The sequence below is a fragment of the Bacteroides fragilis genome (genome assembly GCF_019583405.1).
Lineage (GTDB): Bacteria > Bacteroidota > Bacteroidia > Bacteroidales > Bacteroidaceae > Bacteroides > Bacteroides fragilis_B.
Window position 1 is genome coordinate 1 of record NZ_SZUU01000015.1, and the last position, 19359, is coordinate 19359.

Genomic DNA, 19359 nt, shown 5'->3' on the forward strand with positions numbered 1-19359 from the left:
TTCCGAACAGAGAAGTTAAGCCTGATCACGCCGATGGTACTGCGTAACAGTGGGAGAGTAGGTAGTCGCCGTTTTTTTCAGAGAGTTCATCCCCTTGGGTCAGAAGACACGAGGGGATGACTTGTTTTTGGGTATAAGCTAAGAGGGACATGCGCTTGGAGAAGCGGGGATCACTTATTTGCATTATACCTTTTTTACTTTGATTAATCTTTTATATAAAAGAAAGAATCTTTTAGTTAAAACAAAAATCGGTCGTGAGTGTTTTAATTATAGAGTTCGATTTTTTGCAATTAAAAGATGTGAAATATGGTAACACTATATAATAAGTTACTATTTTTGCCACGAAAATCGAAAAGAGAGTTTATATCCATAAAAGTACAGCGATGAAAACTTCTGTAAAGTTCATATTAATGTTTGCTCTGCTGATGCTATCTTTTAGCATAAGTGGAAATGCATTGAATATTATGGAATGCTCACATAACCCGGTTACTTCTTGCCAGGTTTCATCCTCTTCTTTGGATGCTAACTATTCTTATCGATGTAGTAGCGATTTTGCCGGTTTTGATAAATCGCAATCTCTGTCTGTCTCCGATGTTGAATTAGGTTTCAAACCTGTTTCTGAAACATATTCTTATACTAATAATCTCCGTCTTCGTCGAATTCTTGAAGATTCCAACCTATTTAATGATACGATGCGTAAATTGTGTCTGTTGAGAGAGAATTTGTTGGTATTAGACCAAAGTAAATCTTATTATTCGGATAAGGATCCACATTATGTGTCCATAAGCTGTCAATACTACATCTTTGCTTTAAGACGTATCCTTATTTAATTCCCAATCTTATATACTCGCTGTGTTTGACAATGCAGCCTCATTTTTAGCATGAGGCTGTAGGGGGCGGACTGCGGTGTGTCTAATCGTATTTACTTTAATTCTTAATAACAAATTCTTTAACAAAAAAAACTTTATTATGGAAACTACTCAAAAAAAGTCGACTAAGATTGTAGGTATCAAGAATGCCGGATTGGTTATTATCTGCTGTTTCATTATAGCAGTGTGTATCTATCATTTCATTTTGGGAAATCCCACGAACTTTATGAACAACGATCCTAACAATCACCCACTTCCGGGAAACTTTATGGGGACTATTTACAAAGGTGGAGTGATTGTGCCTGTTATTCAAACTTTATTGCTGACTGTATTGGCATTGAGCATTGAACGTTATTTTGCTCTTCGCTCTGCTTTCGGTAGAGGTTCTTTGGTTAAATTCGTTTCTAACATCAAGGATGCCCTATCGGCAGGAGATCTTCGTAAGGCGCAGGCAGTTTGTGATAAACAGCGTGGTTCCGTAGCAAACGTTGTTACTTCTACATTGCGGAAGTACGAAGAAATGGAAAATGATTCTTCTCTTTCGAAAGATCAGAAACTGCTTGCTATCCAAAAAGAACTGGAGGAAGCTACTGCGCTTGAACTTCCGATGATGGAACAGAATCTTCCGATTATCGGTACGATCACCACATTGGGTACTTTGATGGGATTGCTTGGTACGGTTATTGGTATGATCCGTTCGTTTGCCGCTCTGGCTGCCGGTGGTTCTGCCGACTCAATGGCTCTTTCACAAGGTATCTCTGAAGCTTTGATTAATACAGCTTTCGGTATCCTTACCGGTGCGTTGGCAGTTATCTCTTATAACTACTATACAAACAAAATTGATAAGTTGACTTACAGCCTTGACGAGGTAGGCTTCTCTATTGTGCAGACTTTTGCAACTACTCATAAATAATCTGGAATCCACTAAATTCTGACAATAATGGGCAGAGCGAAAATTAAAAAGAAAAGTACGTTCATCGACATGACGGCGATGAGTGACGTTACGGTACTGTTGCTTACCTTCTTTATGTTAACTTCTACATTTGTGAAGAAAGAGCCGGTACAAGTGACTACACCCGCCTCAGTTTCGGAAATTAAGATTCCGGAAAAGAATATCCTCCAGATATTGGTCGATCCGAACGGAAAGATATTTATGAGTATGGACAAGCAGTCCGACTTGAAAGCGGTATTGGAGAGCATGGGACAGGAATATGGCGTCACATTCACTCCGGAACAGGAAAAGAAATTCATGTTGGCCTCTACTTTCGGAGTGCCGATGAAAAACATGAAAACCTATCTCGACCTGCCGACCGACAAACAGGACGCAGTACTGAAGAACGAAGGTATTCCTTGTGATAGTCTTGATAACCAATTCAAATCATGGGTGCGTAATGCACGCGCTGCGAATTCTGATTTGCGTATTGCAATCAAGGCTGATGCGGATACTCCTTATTCTGTGATTAAAAATGTTATGAATTCACTTCAGGACCTCAGGGAGAATCGGTATAACCTGATTACTTCTCTGAAAACGACTTCTGAAAACTAAAAACGAACAACTATGAGTGCTGAAGTACAAGAAAGCGGTAAAAAGAAGGGGAATAGCAAACAGAAGAAGATGACGGTTCGCGTAGATTTTACGCCTATGGTGGACATGAATATGTTGTTGATCACTTTCTTTATGCTTTGTACCTCGTTGAGCAAACCTCAGACGATGGAGATAAGCATGCCGAGCAATGATAAAAACATCACCGAAGAACAGCAAAGCAAGGTGAAAGCTTCACAGGCAATCACGCTCTTGTTGGGACCCGATGACAAACTATATTATTATGAAGGAGAACCTAACTACAAGGATTATACTTCTTTGAAAGAGACGTCGTATAAACCGGATGGATTACGGGCAATACTTCTGAAGAAGAATGCTGCTGCTGTCAGACAGGTAAATGATCTGAAACAGAAGAAGCTGGAACTTAAGATATCAGACGATGAATTTACGAAGCAACTTTCCGAAATAAAGAGTGGAAAGGATACGCCTACAGTCATCATCAAGGCGATGGATAATGCATCGTATGCAAATCTGATTGACGCTCTCGATGAAATGCAGATATGTAATATTGGTAAGTATGTGATAACGGACATTGCCGAGGCTGACGAATTTCTGGTGAAGAATTTTGAAAGCAAGGGTGAGCTTTCACAGAATATTGCCGAATAAAATGTAACACCAAAAAATAGAAAATTAAAATGGCAAAAATAGATTTAACTTCTTTTGAATGGTGTGAGCTGATTTTTAAAGGCAAAAATAAAGCTTATGGTGCGTATAAAATGCGTGCTGATTCACCCAAACGTCACAATGTGGCAATGGTTATTGTGTTGATAATCGCCTTAGTGGGCTTTAGTCTTCCGACCTTAATCAAGATGGCTACTCCGAAGCAAAAAGAGGTAATGACGGAAGTTACCACCTTGTCGCAATTGGAGGAGCCTGAAATAAAGCAGGAAGAGATGAAAAGAGTGGAGCCGGTGGCACCACCACCGCCTGCTTTGAAAAGCTCTATCAAGTTTACCGCTCCGGTTATCAAAAAAGACGAAGAGGTGCATGAGGATGACGAGATCAAAAGTCAGGAAGAACTCACACAAACCAAAGTCGCTATATCCATTGCCGACGTGAAGGGTAATGATGAAGCAAACGGTAAGGATATTGCCGATTTGAAACAAGTGGTTACTCAGGCAGAGCCGGCCGAAGAAAAAGTTTTCGATATGGTAGAACAGATGCCTACATTCCCCGGTGGGACTACAGAATTGATGAAGTACATCGGAGAGCATCTGAAATACCCTCCCATTGCGGCTGAAAACGGTACACAAGGAAAGGTGATCTGCCGTTTTGTGGTTGGCAAGGATGGACAAGTGCGGGATGTAACAATCGCGCGTTCACTGGACCCATATTGTGACAAGGAAGCCATCCGTGTTATCAAATCAATGCCTAAATGGATTCCGGGAAAACAGAACGGTAAGGCCGTGGCAGTAAATTTCACAGTTCCTATTGTCTTTAAACTACAGTAATTATGACTAAGAAACAATTCTGGCTAATCAGTGCCTGGTCTTTGATTGTATTATCTGCTTGTAATTCAAAACCCAAGGACGGACTGACGGATACTTATACGTCGGGAGTAATAGCTATTACCGCTGACGAAAGTTTTCAACCCATTGTTCAAGAGGAAATCGACGTATTCGAGGGATTGTTTCCTTTGGCTGGAATTGTTCCCCGTTATACTACTGAGGTAGACGCTATCAATCAGCTTCTGAAGGACAGTGTACGTTTGGCTATCACCACGCGTACACTGACTTTGGAGGAGATGAACTCTTTTCATAGCCGGAAATTCTTCCCTCGGGAAATAAAGCTGGCTACTGACGGATTAGCCCTGATTGTCAACAGGCAAAATACAGATACCCTGATTTCAGTGCGTGATATCCGGCGTATTCTGACAGGAAGGGTACATGCATGGAAAGAGCTTTATCCTACCTCAAAGCTGGGTGATATCCAACTCGTATTTGATAATAAGAACTCAAGCACGGTACGTTTTGCAGTTGACTCCATCTGCAAAGGAGCTCCTTTATCCGATAAAGATGTAAAGGCTCTGAGGACAAATCAGCAAGTGATTGATTACGTAGCACGTACACCCGATGCTATTGGAGTGATTGGCGTCAATTGGCTTGGAAACCGGAGTGATACCACAAACTTGTCTTTCCGTGATGAGATTAGAGTGATGTCAGTAAGTGCAGACGATATAGCTACTCCGCAGAACAGTTACAAGCCCTATCAAGCTTATCTGTATTACGGAAACTATCCGTTAGCACGCCCTATTTATGTATTACTGAACGATCCCCGTAATGCACTGCCCTGGGGATTCGCTTCTTTTCTCACTTCTGATAGAGGGCAGCGGATTATATTAAAGTCCGGACTCGTTCCGGCTACCCAGCCGGTTCGTATTGTGGACGTGAAAGACGAATAATAACTAAAATTGAATTACAATGAAACGATTTCAACTGTTTTTAGTAGGAGCATTTGTAGCAGCCGGTCCGCTTTTTGCGCAATCGGCGGATGCTGATTGGCACAGCGAGGTTGCCAAAGTAAAAGAATTGATTCAGACCAACCCGGCGCAGGCTTCCGAAGAAGCCACGCAGTTGCTGAAAGGGAAAAATAAAAAAAATACCGATCTCCTGACTGCTATTGGCCAGGCATATCTGGAAGCTGGTAAAATTAGTGAAGCGGAAACTTATGCCGCTCTTGGACAAAAGGCTGACAGCAAATCGGCTGCGGTATCGGTGCTGCAAGGCGATATAGCCGTAGCTAAGAAAGATGCCGGAAAAGCTTGTCAGCTTTACGAACAGGCTATCTATTTCGATCCTAATTATAAAGAGGCCTATTTGAAATTCGCTGATGTGTATAAGGCTGCCAGTCCACAACTTGCCATAGAGAAACTGGAACAGCTGAAGGGCATTGATCCTTCGAGTGTTGCTGCCGACAAGAAACTGGCTGAAATTTATTATTTGAATAATAAGTTTGATAAAGCGGCTGAAGCTTATGCCCGATTCATTAATACTCCGGAAGCAACGGAAGATGATTTGACGAAGTACTCTTTTGCACTCTTTTTGAACCATGATTTTGAGAAGTCGCTACAGATAGCTCTGATGGGATTGCAGAAGAATCCGCGTGATGCCGCGTTCAACCGTTTGGCTATGTATAACTATACCGACTTGAAACGCTATGATGAAGCTATGAAAGCAGCAGATGCTTTCTTTAAAGAGTCTGATAAGGCCGATTTTTCTTATCTTGACTATATGTATTTCGGTCATTTGCTTAATGCTGTGAAAAAGTATGATCAAGCGGTGGATGCTTATATGCAGGCAATCACACTCGATCCGAGTAAAACAGATTTGTGGCGTGAAGTCTCTTCTTCTTATGAATTGAACAATGAATTTACAAAGGCGATAGAAGCCTATAAAAAATATAGCGAATCGTTGAGTGCCAATAAACGTACCCCTGACGTACAGTTCCAGATTGGAAAGCTTTATTACGAAAAGGGTACGCAATCGGATACATTGACGGTTCCTTTAGATGAGCGGAGGGCTGCTCTTCTCTCTGCCGATTCTATTTTTACTGAAATTGCTACAGTGGCTCCGGATAGTTATTTGGGTAACTTCTGGAGGGCACGCACCAATTCTGCGTTAGACCCGGAAACCACTCAGGGATTGGCTAAACCTTATTATGAAGAGGTAGCCACATTCCTGGTTGACAAAAACGATCCGAGATATAACTCTGCACTGATTGAGTGTTACAGTTATCTGGGATATTATTATCTGGTGGCTAACAAACTTCCTGAATCTAAGGAGTATTGGAATAAAATTCTGGCTATAGACCCCGCTAATGCTACTGCTAAACGTGCATTGGATGGCATCAAATAGTAATAATTTTAGTTGTTTGTCGTGTGGGAGGAGTGGAGAGTGATTCTTAGCTCCTCCTTTTTTATAGTGCTTTCCGCTACCTTTGCTTAATTATAAGTCTGCTTGTTTTTCACCTTATTATATTTAGTGAGACATATGCTTCTCAGTTTTTGCGTTGATCTTATTCTCTTCTTTGTATATATAAAATGTGTTTCTTTATAGTGTTGATTATAAGAATTGTATAAGAAAGTTTGAAAAATATTGCTGAATTTGTTGTAGTATCCATATATTTGTCTACTTTTGCAGTGTACTATTATACTAATACACATAAACTCATAAATAAATGAAGATGATTACAGCAGAAAATCTTTCTTTTTTCTATCGTAAATCGAAGCGTGCCGTATTGCATGACTTCTCTCTATCACTTGAGAAGGGTAGAGTTTACGGATTGCTCGGCAAAAATGGTGCAGGTAAATCTACACTACTCTATCTCATGAGTGGCCTACTCACACCCAAAAGTGGCCGTGTGCTTTATCACGGTACTGATGTGCGCCGTCGCCTGCCGGTTACATTGCAGGATATGTTCCTGGTTCCTGAAGAGTTTGACCTTCCCCCTGTTTCGCTAATTAGCTATGTAGAGTTAAACAGTCCGTTTTACCCTCGTTTCAGTAAAGAGGATATGGTGAAATATCTACACTATTTTGAGATGGATATCAATATTGATCTGGGGGCGCTTTCTATGGGGCAGAAGAAGAAAGTGTTCATGAGCTTTGCGCTTGCTACAAATACGTCTTTACTATTGATGGATGAGCCGACCAATGGACTGGACATTCCGGGTAAGAGCCAGTTCCGGAAGTTTATAGCTTCGGGTATGACAGATGATAAAACGATCTTGATTTCTACACATCAGGTGCGTGACATTGATAAGGTGTTGGACCATGTGCTGATTATGGACAATAGCCGGGTGCTATTGAACGAATCTGTAATGGGCATTTGTGATAAACTGCTTTTTACTGAGAGTGACGACCGGACATTGCTTCAATCTTCTTTATATTCCGCTCCGTCTATTCAAGGTAATTTCTTGCTTCTGCCTAATGAATCGGGCGAGGATTCGGAGATCAATCTTGAATTACTTTTTAACGCTACCTTGGCAGTTCCCGAAAGGATATCTGCATTGTTTCACACTAAACAACCAGAATTATGATAAGAGATACTTTTTTCAGTCAAACACGTTTTATGAATCTCTGCCGTAAAGAGATGATCGAGAACTGGAAGTCAAACCTGCTCCGTGTCGCGTTGATGTATGGTGCCATGGCGGTGATAATGATATGGAATGGATATTTGAGTTATCGGGCCAGTCAGGATAGCGATATAACCTGGAGTTTTAATCTGATGATTTTTATATGGGGGCTTTGGGTGTTTGGTTGCCTGAGTGCTTCGTTCACGATGGAAAGGATGAAATCGAAAACAGGGCGGCTCTCTGTACTTATGACTCCTGCCACTTCGTTTGAAAAATTCTTTTCCCGCTGGCTGGTATTTACGGTTGTTTTCTTAATCGTTTTTCTGATTACCTATAAACTGGCGGATTATACAAAGGTGTTGGTGTATTTGTTAGCTTATCCGGAGAATGATGCGATTGCGGTTACTCCGCTGTCTCATTTGTTTGGTGATAATACAGGTTATTATACGGTGTTCAGGCATACCTATACGTTTGTATTGATGATAGCAGGCTATTTTTTCTTTCAGTCTTGTTTTGTATTAGGAAGTACTGTCTGGCCTAAGAATTCTTTTGTTAAAACATTTTCTGCAGGAATGATTATTTTTATTGCCTATGTGTTAATTGTTGGCGGATTTGCTAAATTGATATGGTCGGATCACATAAACTTCAATCCGGACATTAGTGAGGAAGCAGCTTTTGGTTGTCTTTCAGCAATAGCAACACTCTTTACACTGGTCAATTGGACACTTTCGTATTTCCGTTTCAAGGAATCTGAGATTATTAATCGAATGTAACAAACTCTTACGTTTATGAATTTTAAAGAGAGTAAAGCCATTTATCTGCAAATAGCAGATCGAATCTGTGATGAGATACTTCTCGGGCAGTATCAGGAGGAGGAACGTATTCCTTCCGTAAGGGAGTATGCAGCTATAGTAGAGGTAAATGCCAATACGGCCATGCGCTCGTTCGACTATCTTCAGTCGCAGAATATCATTTACAATAAACGAGGTATCGGTTATTTTGTTTCTGCCGGTGCCAAAGATCTGATTCTTTCACTTCGCCGGGAGACCTTCTTGAAGGATGAACTTGAGCACGTATTTCGCCAACTCTACACACTGGGAGTTTCGGATGAAGAGCTGCTGGTTATGTATCGTAACTTTATGATGAAACAAAAATAAAAAAATAGAATCTTATGAAACGTACTACATATATATTTATTGGCATACTTGCTTCGGTACTCGTGATACTAATGGCAGGTGTCGTTTATATTTCTTTCCAAAAGTCTGATAGAGACTCATACATACTTACTTTTTCGGATAAGTTGCTTCAAACAGAGTTTTCCGGTGTTCGTGCCGTAAAAGTTTATGCAAGTGATACACGTCATGCGTGGCTGGAACAGGCTTGCGTGAATGTAGTGCCATCTACTGATGGGAAAACAAGATTATTTAGTCCGGAATCTGAATATCTGAAAATCAGTCAGGATGCGGATACTTTGGTGATTTGCCTGGATTTGACTAATTATGATCTTCCTGAACAGAAAAAGAAATATCTTATTCCGGGGTTACAGGCTAAAGGATTACAGCTTACTATAGAAGCGGATGCTAATCTGGCTTTTCTGACCAATACCATTCGTGGCTTGCGTACGAATATGAACGGGATAAAAACAGACTCTTTGGCTACGTATATCCAAAGTGGGGAAGTACGTTTAGATTCTTGTGAGATTCGCGCTCTCTATGTTGATGGTGATGGCGTGACATTTAATGCTCATCAATCGATAATTCCCTATCTTTATTTGGATCTGGATGGCGTCAGAAACTGGGGTGTCCATGAATGTACAATTGGTACTGAACACTTGACAGGTAGTGAGACTTATCATCGTAATGAGCTCCAGAAAGGGGAATGCAAGAAGATGATTTGGACTCCTAAGAAGGAGGATGCCGTGCTGCATGTGACGATGAAGGAAAAAGGGTGTTTAGTACTTCAAGACGAATAAAAAAGGCATTGCTTCTCGGGCTTTGAGCGGTTTGAGTGGATAGATTGTATATCAGGAAGAAAAGGATGTAGCAAAAGAACTGTTTAGTTTATTGTTGCATCTTTTCTTGTTATCAGAAGTGGAAAGCTATACTTTCTGTTACATACTTACCATTTATGCAGTAAACTATTATGGGGCTAAGTGCGATAGTAATGGCGTGTTTTTGGGGTGGTAAGGCATTGGAGTATTTTGTAGTTTTGGAGAGATTTAATGAAACGAATGAAATGATCTTGTCCGATAGATAGGAAGAATGCTTATATTTGCAATATTTGTTTTTGTTAATCTAAAAAAGATCCTATATGACACGATATAGAAACTTATTGTCATTATTCTTTTGTAGTATGTGTGTTTCTGTCGCAGGTCAGCCATGTGCAGTAAAAAGCCTTGTGCCCGATACTCCATCTAAAGCCCCGGATTACTTTTGTACGTGGAATTTGCAAGGCTATGTGGTCAGCTATAAAAGTACTGAACTAACCAGAGTCGCCATGACTGAAGACTATTTATTTGGAGATGGACCCTATCAGAATTGGGTAGATTGTTATCCTGTTATCCGGAAAGATCTTTATTTTGTAATGGACGATTCATGGGATATACCGAAAGGCGTTAATGATTCACCAAATCCTTATTTAGGAACTGTAGAACTTAGTCCGGATCGCTTCCCGTCTTTTTGTGGGGATGACGTGGAACGTTTAAGGCAGCTATCCTTGAAAATCAAAGGCAAAGGCTGGAAAGGTGTTGGTGGATGGATTTGTGCCCAGAAGGCAGAAAAGTCTGCCGATATTCCTGAGGAAGAATATTGGAAACGGCGGATAAAGGTAGCTAATGAAGCAGGTTTTGATTATTGGAAAGTGGATTGGGGGAAAGAGGATAGGAATGGAGAATGGAGAAAAAGATTAACTTCTATGGGCAAACGGTATGCTCCTCGTTTATATATAGAACATGCTTTGCGAAATGAGTTTATTGAATTCAGTGATGTCTTTCGGACGTATGATGTAGAAAACATTACGGCGCAGCCGATTACTATTCAGCGTATTTGTGATCTATTACCTTATAAGACCGTTAATGGGGCAAAAGGAATTATCAACTGTGAAGATGAACCTTATATTGCAGTGGGGCTGGGTTGTGCTATTGGTGTGATGCGTCATTCGTTTGCAGGAACTTTGCCGGATGGGACACAGGATTTTGTATTTCCACCGACCGGGCGTGATATAAAGCGACGTTTGGATGAAGTAGTACGTGGAGTCAGATGGCATCGGATAGCAGTACCTTTCTCAGTAGGAAATACAGCTTATGCTATTGATAGCGTCAAGCTTACTGATCATTGGACGCTATGGGAGAACGAAACCTGGAATAAAGGACGTAAGGTTGGTACGGACGTGATAGCTGAAGCACCGGCACGGGTCGCCCGGGGAATGGGGTTGCCGGAAGTTTCCGGGGCTCCTCTGGAAGTTCGTCCATTTGTGCTGGTGTCCCGTTATCCCAATGGTGCTGTAGCTGTTGTTACAATAGGGCGTAATTTGGGGCATGAATATGTAACAGAAGAAGTTGCAGTGACCGTATCTGTTGATCGTTGGGATGTGCCTGTCGGTTTACTGGGGTATTTCAAAGAGGTGACGATGGTATTTCCTTCCTCAATAGAAAAGGAGAATCGTACGGTATATGCACAGGATTTGGCAGGAGAAACTCCGGTGGATATTACTTCCAAAATTGTAATTAAGGGGAATCGTTTGACAATACCGGGGGATGTAATCCGACAAATAGGACTCATGAATGCTTCTGAGGGAGATTGTTCTGATCCGGGGATGGTACTAAGAATAATGTAGCTATTGGTAACTGTCTTAAAGTTGGTACTTAATGATAAAACGGCAACCCCTAAAAATTTAGGTATGAATCCATGATCCTCCATGATCTCTTCGGTTCTGATATAAAATCAAGAAAGGCTGATAATTTATTAATTATCAGCCTTTCTCTTCTATTTAGTTGCGGAGGCCTGACTCGAACAGACGACCTTTGGGTTATGAGCCCAACGAGCTACCAACTGCTCCACTCCGCGATGTTTCTGTTTTGTGAGTGCAAAGGTACGGCTTTTATTTGAACTACCAAATATTTCGGCATTTATTTTTTTATAAAAGAGCTTCTTTTACACTATATGCTTGAGGATCAGTGCTGAGATATATTGATTTTTTTTCATCTGCTTTCAGGTACAATTGTTAATAATTTATTTATTTTCTTGTGTGGACGAAAGAAAAGAATTACTTTTGCACAAATAATTCAGCAATGTGCAATTAACCTATGACCGTATCAAAAACAAAAGCCAAGTTAGTAGACGTTGCCCGTCAGCTTTTCGCCAAGATGGGAGTGGAGAATACTACAATGAATGATATCGCTCTTGCTTCTAAAAAGGGTAGGCGTACGCTCTATACCTATTTTAAAAGTAAGGATGAAATTTATTTGGCTGTTGTAGAGTCTGAACTGGATATTCTGTCGGATATGATGAAGCGTGTGGCAGATAAAGATATCTCTCCTGATAAAAAAATTATAGAGATGATCTATACGCGACTGGATGCAGTGAAAGAGGTGGTTTATCGCAACGGAACACTCCGTGCCAATTTCTTCAGAGATATCTGGCGGGTAGAGAAGGTTCGCAAAAGGTTTGATGCAAAAGAAATGCAACTTTTCAAAAGTGTGCTGAAGGAAGGACAAGACAAAGGGGTGTTCCATATAGACGATGTGGAAATGACCGCTGCGTTGGTACATTACTGCGTAAAAGGCATCGAGGTGCCATATATTCGAGGACATATCGGGGCGAACCTGGATATGGAAACCCGAAAAAGATATGTTGCCAACATCGTGTTTGGTGCACTACATAGAACAAAAATTAATCAATAATTTAAATTTAGTATGGGATTATTAGATGGAAAAACAGCCATTGTGACCGGTGCGGCTCGTGGTATTGGTAAAGCTATTGCTTTGAAGTTCGCTTCTGAAGGAGCAAATATCGCATTTACAGATCTTGTTATCGACGAAAATGCACAGAACACAGCGAGAGAAATCGAAGCAATGGGTGTAAAAGCTAAAGGATATGCTTCGAATGCTGCCAATTTTGAAGATACTGCGAAGGTGGTAGAAGAGATTCATAAAGATTTTGGACGTATTGATATTCTGGTTAACAATGCAGGCATTACTCGTGACGGATTGATGATGCGTATGAGTGAACAGCAGTGGGATATGGTTATCAATGTAAATCTGAAATCCGCTTTCAACTTTGTTCATGCTTGTACACCGATTATGATGCGCCAGAAAGCAGGAAGTATTATTAATATGGCTTCGGTAGTAGGAGTTCATGGCAATGCGGGACAGTCTAACTATTCAGCTTCAAAAGCCGGTATGATTGGTTTGGCTAAATCTATCGCACAGGAGCTTGGCTCTCGTGGTATTCGTGCCAATGCCATTGCTCCCGGATTTATAATCACTGATATGACAGCCGGTCTTTCGGAAGAAGTGAAAACTGAATGGGCTAAAAAAATTCCATTGCGCCGTGGCGGTACTCCTGAAGATGTGGCCAATGTGGCTACTTTCCTTGCTTCTGATATGTCTTCTTATGTATCAGGACAGGTGATTCAGGTTGATGGTGGTATGAATATGTAATATTCGGTATGACCGTCATATACGAAGACAATCATATTATAGTAGTTAACAAGACCGCTTCCGAAATCGTTCAGGGAGACAAAACGGGTGATACTCCTCTTTCAGAAACAGTTAAGAAATATCTGAAAGATAAATATCAGAAGCCTGGAAATGTCTTTATCGGTGTAACCCATCGTCTGGACCGCCCCGTGAGCGGTCTTGTTATTTTTGCGAAAACCAGTAAGGCTCTTTCCCGCTTGAATGCGATGTTTAAGAACAGTGAAGTGAAAAAGACCTATTGGGCCATCGTAAAGAATTGTCCGAAGCAACCCGAAGGAGAATTGGTTCACTATCTGGTGCGTAACGAGAAGCAGAATAAAAGCTACGCTTATGATAAGGAGGTTCCCAACAGTAAAAAGGCGATCCTGAACTATAAACTTATCGGACATTCGGATCATTACTTTCTACTTGAAGTTGATCTGAAGACCGGACGTCATCATCAGATTCGTTGCCAGTTGGCAAAGATGGGATGTCCCATCAAAGGTGATTTGAAATATGGTTCTGCACGCTCCAATCCAGATGGAAGTATTTGTTTGCATGCCCGGCATGTGCGTTTTGTTCATCCGGTGTCTAAAGAATTGATTGAACTCGATGCGCCTGTACCGGATAGTAACTTGTGGCATGGATTTCAATAAAAAAGAGTGATAGTTTCACTTAAATGAATCGGGGTACGCCTTTAATTACTTGTTCTCCCGTATAAACGCAAAAAAGCCATTCCTTGAATAGACGAAGTAGGAATGGCTTTTTTGTTGTAGTGTGCTTACTATTATTCGGCAAACTGTGCAAATGCTTCTGGAACTGCGACCGTTGTAGTCGTTGTATCGGCTACTTCTTTCTTAGGCTCAGTTTTTGCAGTGTCTTTGACCTCCTTTTTAGGGTCTTTTTTCACCGGGTCCTGTGCCATTGTAAAGAACGATCCACAAGCAAACATAAACATAGCTACTACTAAAACTAACTTTTTCATAATTATTTTCTTATTAAAGTTCTGATTGTCTGTTTTTAATTTCATGTTAAGGTCTAGGTTAAAAACCATCACAAACAAACATAAACATTGCTACTACTATAAAACTAACTCTTTAGTTTTATCTTTCATTTGGTTAAACACTTGTATTAAGTATTTTCCAAATCTTGTGCCAGAAAGAATATTTGTGGGCTAATCTGTTGATTTGTAGGTGGCTAAAAAATGAATGGAAATGAAATATAGTGTGGAATGTTGTGGAAAGTGTGGAAAAGGGTGTGGAGATATTCCACACCTTGGTGTTCTTTAGAGGTCGATTCCGTATAGTTTCAGTTTATTGTATAATGTTTTGCGGTCAATATCGAGCAGTTGTGCAGCGCGGCTCTTGTTGTTCCCTGTTTGTCGGAGTGCTTCCAATATATGTTCCTTTTCAGCATCTTCATCCCGTAATGTCATTTTGGGAGTTGGTAGTTGCGCCTCCAGAATTTCACTACCCAGTTCTGCAAGACCTATGAAGCTGCCTTGAGCAAGCAATGTGGCGCGTTTGATAATGTTTTTCATCTGCCTTAGGTTACCGGGCCAGTGGTATTCGAGTAATGCTTTTGAAGCATTGGCATCGAAACCAATCAACTGTTTGTCGAGCTCTTTATTAGCTTGATCAAGAAAGAAGTTGGCAAAAAGAAGGATGTCTCCGCCACGTTCTTTCAGAGTAGGCATGCGCAAAGTAAACTCGTTGATCCGATGATACAAATCTTCGCGGAATGTACCTTTTTCAATGGCTTGTTCCAGGTTCTCGTTGGTCGCGGACACCAAACGGATATCGACCGTTATTTCTGAGTTTGAACCAACAGGGCGTATTTTACGTTCCTGTAGGGCACGAAGAAGTTGAATTTGTATTTCGTAACTTAGGTTACCGATTTCATCAAGAAAGATGGTACCTCCGTTCGCTGCTACAAAAGCACCGGTTTTATCAGAGAGAGCACCGGTGAACGAGCCTTTGATGTGACCAAAGAACTCAGAAGCGGCCAACTCTTTGGGGATGGAGCCGCAATCGATTGCAATAAATGGTTTGTCGCAACGTTTGCTTAATTGGTGAATGCGATGGGCTACATACTCTTTTCCGGTTCCACTGGCACCGTTGATAAGAACTGACATGTTGGTAGGAGCTACCAGGCTGACATAGTTATAGAGTTGTTTGGCGGCATCACTTTCTCCCTCTAGATAGGAATGAGATTCTTGTTTGGCTTTAGGGCTTTTCTCCGTGAGAGGGATTGGAGGAAGAGAAACTTCTTTCTTTTGAAGTGCTTCGTTTATCTTCTTAAGCAGTTCTTCAGGATTAACGGGTTTGGCAATATAGTCTTGCGCACCCAGTTTCATTGCTTGCACCGCTGATTGGATATCTGCATATCCCGTCATGATGATCAATGGGATATGGAGTCCTTTCCCACCCATCCATTTCAATAGGTGAATACCATCGTGGTCGGGAAGTCGCAAGTCGGAAAGAATCAGGTCTACCGGTTGTGCATCGATGTGTTTTTGCGCACGTGCAATGTTACTCACTGATGATACGTTAAACCCTTTTTTTCCTAACCAGGTTTTTAGCATCATTCCGAACGTTATATCATCTTCAACTATCAGTATGGATCTCATGATGTTAGCTTTTGCCTCTTTTTGTGAGCTACAAAGGTAAGAGGTTTTAAGGTAAAGTCGTATATTTGCAGACTTAAATTAAATAAAAGCGTTATGAAACAGAATTTTTGGATATTATTAATTATACTGGCTTGCAGCGCAGTAGCTTGTAAGTCGGGACAAAAGAAAGATGGAAACATGGAAAAAGAAACTGTATTGAAGATTGAGACCTCTATGGGAGATATCAAAGTAAAGTTGTATAATGAGACTCCGAAGCATAGAGATAATTTCATTAAACTGGCTAAAGACGGAACGTATAACGGAACGTTGTTTCATCGTGTCATAAAAGACTTTATGGTGCAAGCGGGTGATCCGGAATCGAAAAATGCTCCGAAAGGTAAGATGTTGGGTTCCGGTGATGTAGGTTATATAGTTCCGGCTGAGTTTGTATATCCGAAGTATTTTCATAAAAAAGGTGCTTTGTCTGCTGCCCGGCAGGGAGATGAAGTGAATCCGAAGAAAGAATCATCCGGTTGTCAATTCTATATTGTTACCGGAAAAGTGTTCAATGATTCGACACTTCTGAATATGGAGCAGCAGAAGAATCAGAATAAGGTGACTGAAGCTTTTAATGCTTTGGCGCAAAAACACATGAAAGAAATCTATAAAATGCGCAAGGCTAATGATCAGGACGGATTGTATGCTTTACAAGATACTCTGTTTATACAGGCTGAAGCAGAAGCTGCCAAACAACCCGATTTCCACTTTACTCCTGAGCAAATAAAAGCTTATACAACTGTCGGAGGTACTCCGCATCTGGATGGCGAATATACCGTTTTTGGCGAAGTTGTCGAGGGCATGGACATTGTTGACAAAATCCAGCAGGTAAAAACAGACCGCAGCGATCGCCCGGAAGAGGATGTGAAGATTATTAATGTTTCTGTTATTGAGTAAATATGCTGCAAATCAACAGGCATATTCTGGATAATGGTCTGAGATTGGTTCATGCGCAGGACACCAGTACGCAGATGGTTGCGCTCAATGTTCTCTATAATGTGGGAGCCAGAGATGAAAACCCGGAGCATACCGGGTTTGCTCATCTTTTTGAGCATCTGATGTTTGGCGGTTCTGTGAATATACCCGATTATGATGCTCCGCTACAATTGGCAGGAGGGGAAAACAATGCTTGGACCAATAATGACATTACCAACTATTATCTCACTGTACCCAGACAGAATGTGGAAACCGGATTTTGGCTTGAATCTGATAGAATGTTGAGCCTCGATTTCAGTGAACGCAGTCTGGAGGTTCAGCGGGGAGTGGTAATGGAAGAGTTTAAGCAGCGTTGCCTTAATCAGCCCTATGGTGATGTTGGGCATTTGTTGCGTCCGCTGGCTTATCGGGTTCATCCTTATCAATGGCCTACCATCGGTAAGGAGCTGTCTCACATAGCCAATGCTACATTGGAAGAGGTCAAAGATTTCTTTTTTCGTTTTTATGCACCTAATAATGCTGTTCTGGCTGTTACCGGCAATATTTCGTTTGAAGAGGCTTTACATCTCACGGAAAAGTGGTTTGCTTCCATCCCCCGCCGGGAAGTTCCTTTGAGGCAATTGCCTCCGGAGCCGGTACAAACGGAAGAACGCCGTTTGGTAGTGGAGAGGAATGTACCGCTTGATTCGCTTTTTATGGCATACCATATGTGTGACCGTGCAGATAGCGATTATTATGCTTTTGATATCTTGTCGGATATCTTAAGTAACGGGCGTTCCAGCCGTTTGAATCAGCATCTTGTGCAAGAAAAGCAATTGTTTTCGAGTATCGATGCTTATATATCGGGAACACTTGATGCTGGCTTGTTCCATATCAGTGGGAAACCGGCAGCCGGTGTGTCATTGGAAGAGGCCGAGGCTGCGGTGCGCGAAGAGTTGAATGAACTGCAATCTGCTTTAATCCAAGAACAAGAACTTGAGAAAGTAAAGAATAAGTTTGAATCTACCCAGATATTCGGAAATATCAATTATCTGAATGTTGCCACCAATCTTGCCTGGTTCGAATTGAACGGGCGGGCTGAAGATATGGAAAACGAGGTTGAACGCTATCGCACTGTGACTGCCGACCGTTTGAATGCGGTGGCACAAACTGCATTCCGAAAAGAAAATGGAGTAGTACTTTATTATAAGAGTAGTAGAGGAGAGAAGAATGAGACTTATATATAAGAATCATTATAAAGCATTATTTCTTCTCGGCCTTCCTATTGTCATCGGGCAAGTAGGGGTTATTGTGCTTGGCTTTGCCGATACCTTAATGATTGGTCATCACAGCACCAACGAACTGGGAGCAGCCTCCTTTGTCAATAACATGTTTACGCTTGCTATTATTTTCAGTACCGGATTTTCATATGGATTAACTCCTGTTGTAGGGGGCTTTTATGGGACTCGCAGATTTGCGTCTGCCGGGCAGGCATTACGTTGCAGCTTGCTTGCCAATCTTTTGGTCGGTATTTTATTAACCGTAATTATGGGCATTCTCTATCTGAATGTTGAAAGATTGGGGCAACCGGAAGAGTTATTACCTTTGATCAAGCCCTATTATCTGATATTGCTTGCCTCGCTGATCTTTGTGTTGCTATTTAACGGATTCAAACAGTTTACTGATGGAATAACCGATACTAAGACAGCTATGTGGATACTTTTGGGTGGAAATGTGCTGAATATCGTGGGGAACTATATCTTGATTAACGGTAAACTTGGATTTCCCGAACTTGGATTATTGGGTGCCGGAATCAGCACGTTGTTCTCACGTATTGTCATGGTGCTTGTGTTTGCATTCGTGTTTTTTAGTAGTCGCCGTTTCTTACGTTATAAACTGGGATTCATCCGTTTGGGATGGTCGCGTACATTGTTCCGTCAACTAAATGCCTTAGGATGGCCTGTGGCTTTTCAAATGGGGATGGAAACCGCTTCATTTAGCTTGAGCACAGTGATGGTAGGATGGTTGGGGACTATCGCCCTTGCCTCACATCAGGTAATGCTTACTATCTCACAATTCACATTTATGATGTTTTATGGGATGGGGGCGGCAGTAGCTGTGCGTGTCAGCAATTTCAAGGGCCAAAACGATATTGTTAATGTACGCCGTACTGCGTATGCCGGAGCACATATCATATCGGCTATGGGAGTTGTTCTGCTGTCTATTGTTTTCTTGTTCCGCTATCAGGTAGGAGGATGGTTTACCGACAATACCGAAGTCTCTGCGATGGTAGTTGTCCTGATGGTGCCTTTTCTGGCTTATCAGTTTGGCGATGGGATGCAAATCAATTTCGCTAATGCCCTGCGTGGCATTTCGGATGTAAAGCCTATGATGCTGATTGCTTTTATCGCCTATTTTATCATTTCTCTCCCAGCCGGATATTTCTTTGGGTTTGTTATGGGCTGGGGATTACTCGGGGTCTGGATGGCTTTTCCTTTCGGACTGAGTAGTGCGGCCATTATGTTATGGTTACGTTTCAGATATAAAACAAGATAAG

At 41.4% G+C, this 19359-nt stretch carries 20 protein-coding genes and 1 tRNA gene; 18 read left to right on the forward strand and 3 right to left on the reverse strand.

Annotated elements, in window-relative coordinates; all coding sequences use genetic code 11:
- The first annotated feature begins 383 nt into the window (after window positions 1–383).
- The 12 genes from FDF36_RS21385 (at window position 384) to FDF36_RS20385 (ending at window position 11379) form a co-directional block, all read left to right on the forward strand.
- Window positions 384–830: a hypothetical protein gene (locus FDF36_RS21385; protein WP_259281488.1), complete on the forward strand. Its 447-nt coding sequence runs from the start codon at window positions 384–386 to the stop codon at window positions 828–830.
- Between the two features lie 139 nt (window positions 831–969).
- A complete protein-coding gene (locus tag FDF36_RS20335) occupies window positions 970–1782 on the forward strand; it encodes a MotA/TolQ/ExbB proton channel family protein (RefSeq protein WP_220392595.1) in 813 nt (270 codons plus the stop codon).
- Window positions 1783–1809: 27 nt separating this feature from the next.
- Window positions 1810–2415 carry an ExbD/TolR family protein gene (locus tag FDF36_RS20340; RefSeq protein ID WP_101603946.1) on the forward strand — a complete coding sequence of 202 codons (606 nt, stop codon included), beginning with the start codon at window positions 1810–1812 and terminating at the stop codon, window positions 2413–2415.
- A 12-nt stretch (window positions 2416–2427) separates the two neighbouring features.
- On the forward strand, window positions 2428–3078 hold the full coding sequence (locus FDF36_RS20345; protein WP_005783009.1) for an ExbD/TolR family protein: 651 nt from the start codon (window positions 2428–2430) through the stop codon (window positions 3076–3078).
- Between the two features lie 29 nt (window positions 3079–3107).
- Window positions 3108–3923: an energy transducer TonB gene (locus FDF36_RS20350; RefSeq protein WP_220392596.1), complete on the forward strand. Its 816-nt coding sequence runs from the start codon at window positions 3108–3110 to the stop codon at window positions 3921–3923.
- A 2-nt stretch (window positions 3924–3925) separates the two neighbouring features.
- Complete coding sequence (locus tag FDF36_RS20355; protein ID WP_220392597.1) at window positions 3926–4873, forward strand: PstS family phosphate ABC transporter substrate-binding protein; 948 nt, start codon at window positions 3926–3928, stop codon at window positions 4871–4873.
- A gap of 19 nt (window positions 4874–4892) precedes the next feature.
- Complete coding sequence (locus tag FDF36_RS20360; RefSeq protein ID WP_220392598.1) at window positions 4893–6326, forward strand: tetratricopeptide repeat protein; 1434 nt, start codon at window positions 4893–4895, stop codon at window positions 6324–6326.
- A gap of 328 nt (window positions 6327–6654) precedes the next feature.
- Window positions 6655–7509 carry an ABC transporter ATP-binding protein gene (locus tag FDF36_RS20365; RefSeq protein WP_220392619.1) on the forward strand — a complete coding sequence of 285 codons (855 nt, stop codon included), beginning with the start codon at window positions 6655–6657 and terminating at the stop codon, window positions 7507–7509.
- A complete protein-coding gene (locus tag FDF36_RS20370; protein WP_220392599.1) occupies window positions 7506–8318 on the forward strand; it encodes a hypothetical protein in 813 nt (270 codons plus the stop codon). Before FDF36_RS20365 ends, FDF36_RS20370 begins: the two co-directional genes overlap by 4 nt.
- 15 nt (window positions 8319–8333) lie before the next feature.
- Window positions 8334–8702 carry a GntR family transcriptional regulator gene (locus tag FDF36_RS20375; protein ID WP_005811098.1) on the forward strand — a complete coding sequence of 123 codons (369 nt, stop codon included), beginning with the start codon at window positions 8334–8336 and terminating at the stop codon, window positions 8700–8702.
- A 14-nt stretch (window positions 8703–8716) separates the two neighbouring features.
- The gene (locus tag FDF36_RS20380; protein ID WP_220392600.1) at window positions 8717–9517 is read left to right on the forward strand and encodes a hypothetical protein; all 801 of its coding nucleotides are present in this window, start codon (window positions 8717–8719) and stop codon (window positions 9515–9517) included.
- Between the two features lie 338 nt (window positions 9518–9855).
- On the forward strand, window positions 9856–11379 hold the full coding sequence (locus FDF36_RS20385; RefSeq protein WP_220392601.1) for a hypothetical protein: 1524 nt from the start codon (window positions 9856–9858) through the stop codon (window positions 11377–11379).
- 157 nt (window positions 11380–11536) lie between these two features.
- Here the strand turns inward: FDF36_RS20385 and FDF36_RS20390 are convergent.
- Window positions 11537–11609, reverse strand: a tRNA-Met gene (locus FDF36_RS20390).
- A gap of 239 nt (window positions 11610–11848) precedes the next feature.
- Here FDF36_RS20390 and FDF36_RS20395 point away from each other — a divergent pair.
- The 3 genes from FDF36_RS20395 to FDF36_RS20405 are packed head-to-tail and all read left to right on the forward strand — an operon-like array spanning window position 11849 to window position 13878.
- On the forward strand, window positions 11849–12445 hold the full coding sequence (locus FDF36_RS20395; RefSeq protein WP_005783024.1) for a TetR/AcrR family transcriptional regulator: 597 nt from the start codon (window positions 11849–11851) through the stop codon (window positions 12443–12445).
- Between the two features lie 12 nt (window positions 12446–12457).
- Window positions 12458–13204 (forward strand): 3-oxoacyl-[acyl-carrier-protein] reductase, encoded by a 747-nt coding sequence (gene fabG / locus FDF36_RS20400; RefSeq protein ID WP_005783025.1) that lies wholly within the window; start codon window positions 12458–12460, stop codon window positions 13202–13204.
- An 8-nt stretch (window positions 13205–13212) separates the two neighbouring features.
- Window positions 13213–13878, forward strand: coding sequence for an RluA family pseudouridine synthase (locus FDF36_RS20405; RefSeq protein WP_220392602.1), 666 nt, complete (start codon window positions 13213–13215; stop codon window positions 13876–13878).
- A 131-nt stretch (window positions 13879–14009) separates the two neighbouring features.
- Here the strand turns inward: FDF36_RS20405 and FDF36_RS20410 are convergent, their stop codons facing one another.
- A complete protein-coding gene (locus tag FDF36_RS20410) occupies window positions 14010–14252 on the reverse strand; it encodes a hypothetical protein (protein ID WP_220392603.1) in 243 nt (80 codons plus the stop codon).
- Between the two features lie 255 nt (window positions 14253–14507).
- Complete coding sequence (locus FDF36_RS20415; RefSeq protein WP_220392604.1) at window positions 14508–15851, reverse strand: sigma-54-dependent transcriptional regulator; 1344 nt, start codon at window positions 15849–15851, stop codon at window positions 14508–14510.
- 93 nt (window positions 15852–15944) lie between these two features.
- Between FDF36_RS20415 and FDF36_RS20420 the strand changes: the two genes are divergently transcribed.
- The 3 genes from FDF36_RS20420 to FDF36_RS20430 are packed head-to-tail and all read left to right on the forward strand — an operon-like array spanning window position 15945 to window position 19358.
- Window positions 15945–16784 (forward strand): peptidylprolyl isomerase, encoded by an 840-nt coding sequence (locus FDF36_RS20420; protein ID WP_220392605.1) that lies wholly within the window; start codon window positions 15945–15947, stop codon window positions 16782–16784.
- Window positions 16785–16786: 2 nt separating this feature from the next.
- Window positions 16787–18049: a M16 family metallopeptidase gene (locus FDF36_RS20425; RefSeq protein ID WP_220392606.1), complete on the forward strand. Its 1263-nt coding sequence runs from the start codon at window positions 16787–16789 to the stop codon at window positions 18047–18049.
- A complete protein-coding gene (locus FDF36_RS20430) occupies window positions 18033–19358 on the forward strand; it encodes an MATE family efflux transporter (RefSeq protein ID WP_220392607.1) in 1326 nt (441 codons plus the stop codon). Before FDF36_RS20425 ends, FDF36_RS20430 begins: the two co-directional genes overlap by 17 nt.
- Window position 19359: the final 1 nt, after the last annotated feature.

Bases quoted from the DNA above. Each gene is read 5' to 3' on its own strand.
- FDF36_RS20410 (WP_220392603.1), bottom strand. From the start codon at position 14,252: ATGAAATTAAAAACAGACAATCAGAACTTTAATAAGAAAATAATTATG.
- FDF36_RS20430 (WP_220392607.1), top strand. From the start codon at position 18,033: ATGAGACTTATATATAAGAATCATTATAAAGCATTATTTCTTCTCGGC.
- FDF36_RS20360 (WP_220392598.1), top strand. From the start codon at position 4,893: ATGAAACGATTTCAACTGTTTTTAGTAGGAGCATTTGTAGCAGCCGGT.
- FDF36_RS20355 (WP_220392597.1), top strand. From the start codon at position 3,926: ATGACTAAGAAACAATTCTGGCTAATCAGTGCCTGGTCTTTGATTGTA.
- FDF36_RS20385 (WP_220392601.1), top strand. From the start codon at position 9,856: ATGACACGATATAGAAACTTATTGTCATTATTCTTTTGTAGTATGTGT.
- FDF36_RS20365 (WP_220392619.1), top strand. From the start codon at position 6,655: ATGATTACAGCAGAAAATCTTTCTTTTTTCTATCGTAAATCGAAGCGT.
- FDF36_RS20350 (WP_220392596.1), top strand. From the start codon at position 3,108: ATGGCAAAAATAGATTTAACTTCTTTTGAATGGTGTGAGCTGATTTTT.
- FDF36_RS20420 (WP_220392605.1), top strand. From the start codon at position 15,945: ATGAAACAGAATTTTTGGATATTATTAATTATACTGGCTTGCAGCGCA.
- FDF36_RS20415 (WP_220392604.1), bottom strand. From the start codon at position 15,851: ATGAGATCCATACTGATAGTTGAAGATGATATAACGTTCGGAATGATG.
- FDF36_RS20370 (WP_220392599.1), top strand. From the start codon at position 7,506: ATGATAAGAGATACTTTTTTCAGTCAAACACGTTTTATGAATCTCTGC.
- FDF36_RS20340 (WP_101603946.1), top strand. From the start codon at position 1,810: ATGGGCAGAGCGAAAATTAAAAAGAAAAGTACGTTCATCGACATGACG.
- FDF36_RS21385 (WP_259281488.1), top strand. From the start codon at position 384: ATGAAAACTTCTGTAAAGTTCATATTAATGTTTGCTCTGCTGATGCTA.
- FDF36_RS20405 (WP_220392602.1), top strand. From the start codon at position 13,213: ATGACCGTCATATACGAAGACAATCATATTATAGTAGTTAACAAGACC.
- FDF36_RS20375 (WP_005811098.1), top strand. From the start codon at position 8,334: ATGAATTTTAAAGAGAGTAAAGCCATTTATCTGCAAATAGCAGATCGA.
- FDF36_RS20345 (WP_005783009.1), top strand. From the start codon at position 2,428: ATGAGTGCTGAAGTACAAGAAAGCGGTAAAAAGAAGGGGAATAGCAAA.
- FDF36_RS20335 (WP_220392595.1), top strand. From the start codon at position 970: ATGGAAACTACTCAAAAAAAGTCGACTAAGATTGTAGGTATCAAGAAT.
- FDF36_RS20380 (WP_220392600.1), top strand. From the start codon at position 8,717: ATGAAACGTACTACATATATATTTATTGGCATACTTGCTTCGGTACTC.
- FDF36_RS20425 (WP_220392606.1), top strand. From the start codon at position 16,787: ATGCTGCAAATCAACAGGCATATTCTGGATAATGGTCTGAGATTGGTT.
- FDF36_RS20395 (WP_005783024.1), top strand. From the start codon at position 11,849: ATGACCGTATCAAAAACAAAAGCCAAGTTAGTAGACGTTGCCCGTCAG.
- fabG (WP_005783025.1), top strand. From the start codon at position 12,458: ATGGGATTATTAGATGGAAAAACAGCCATTGTGACCGGTGCGGCTCGT.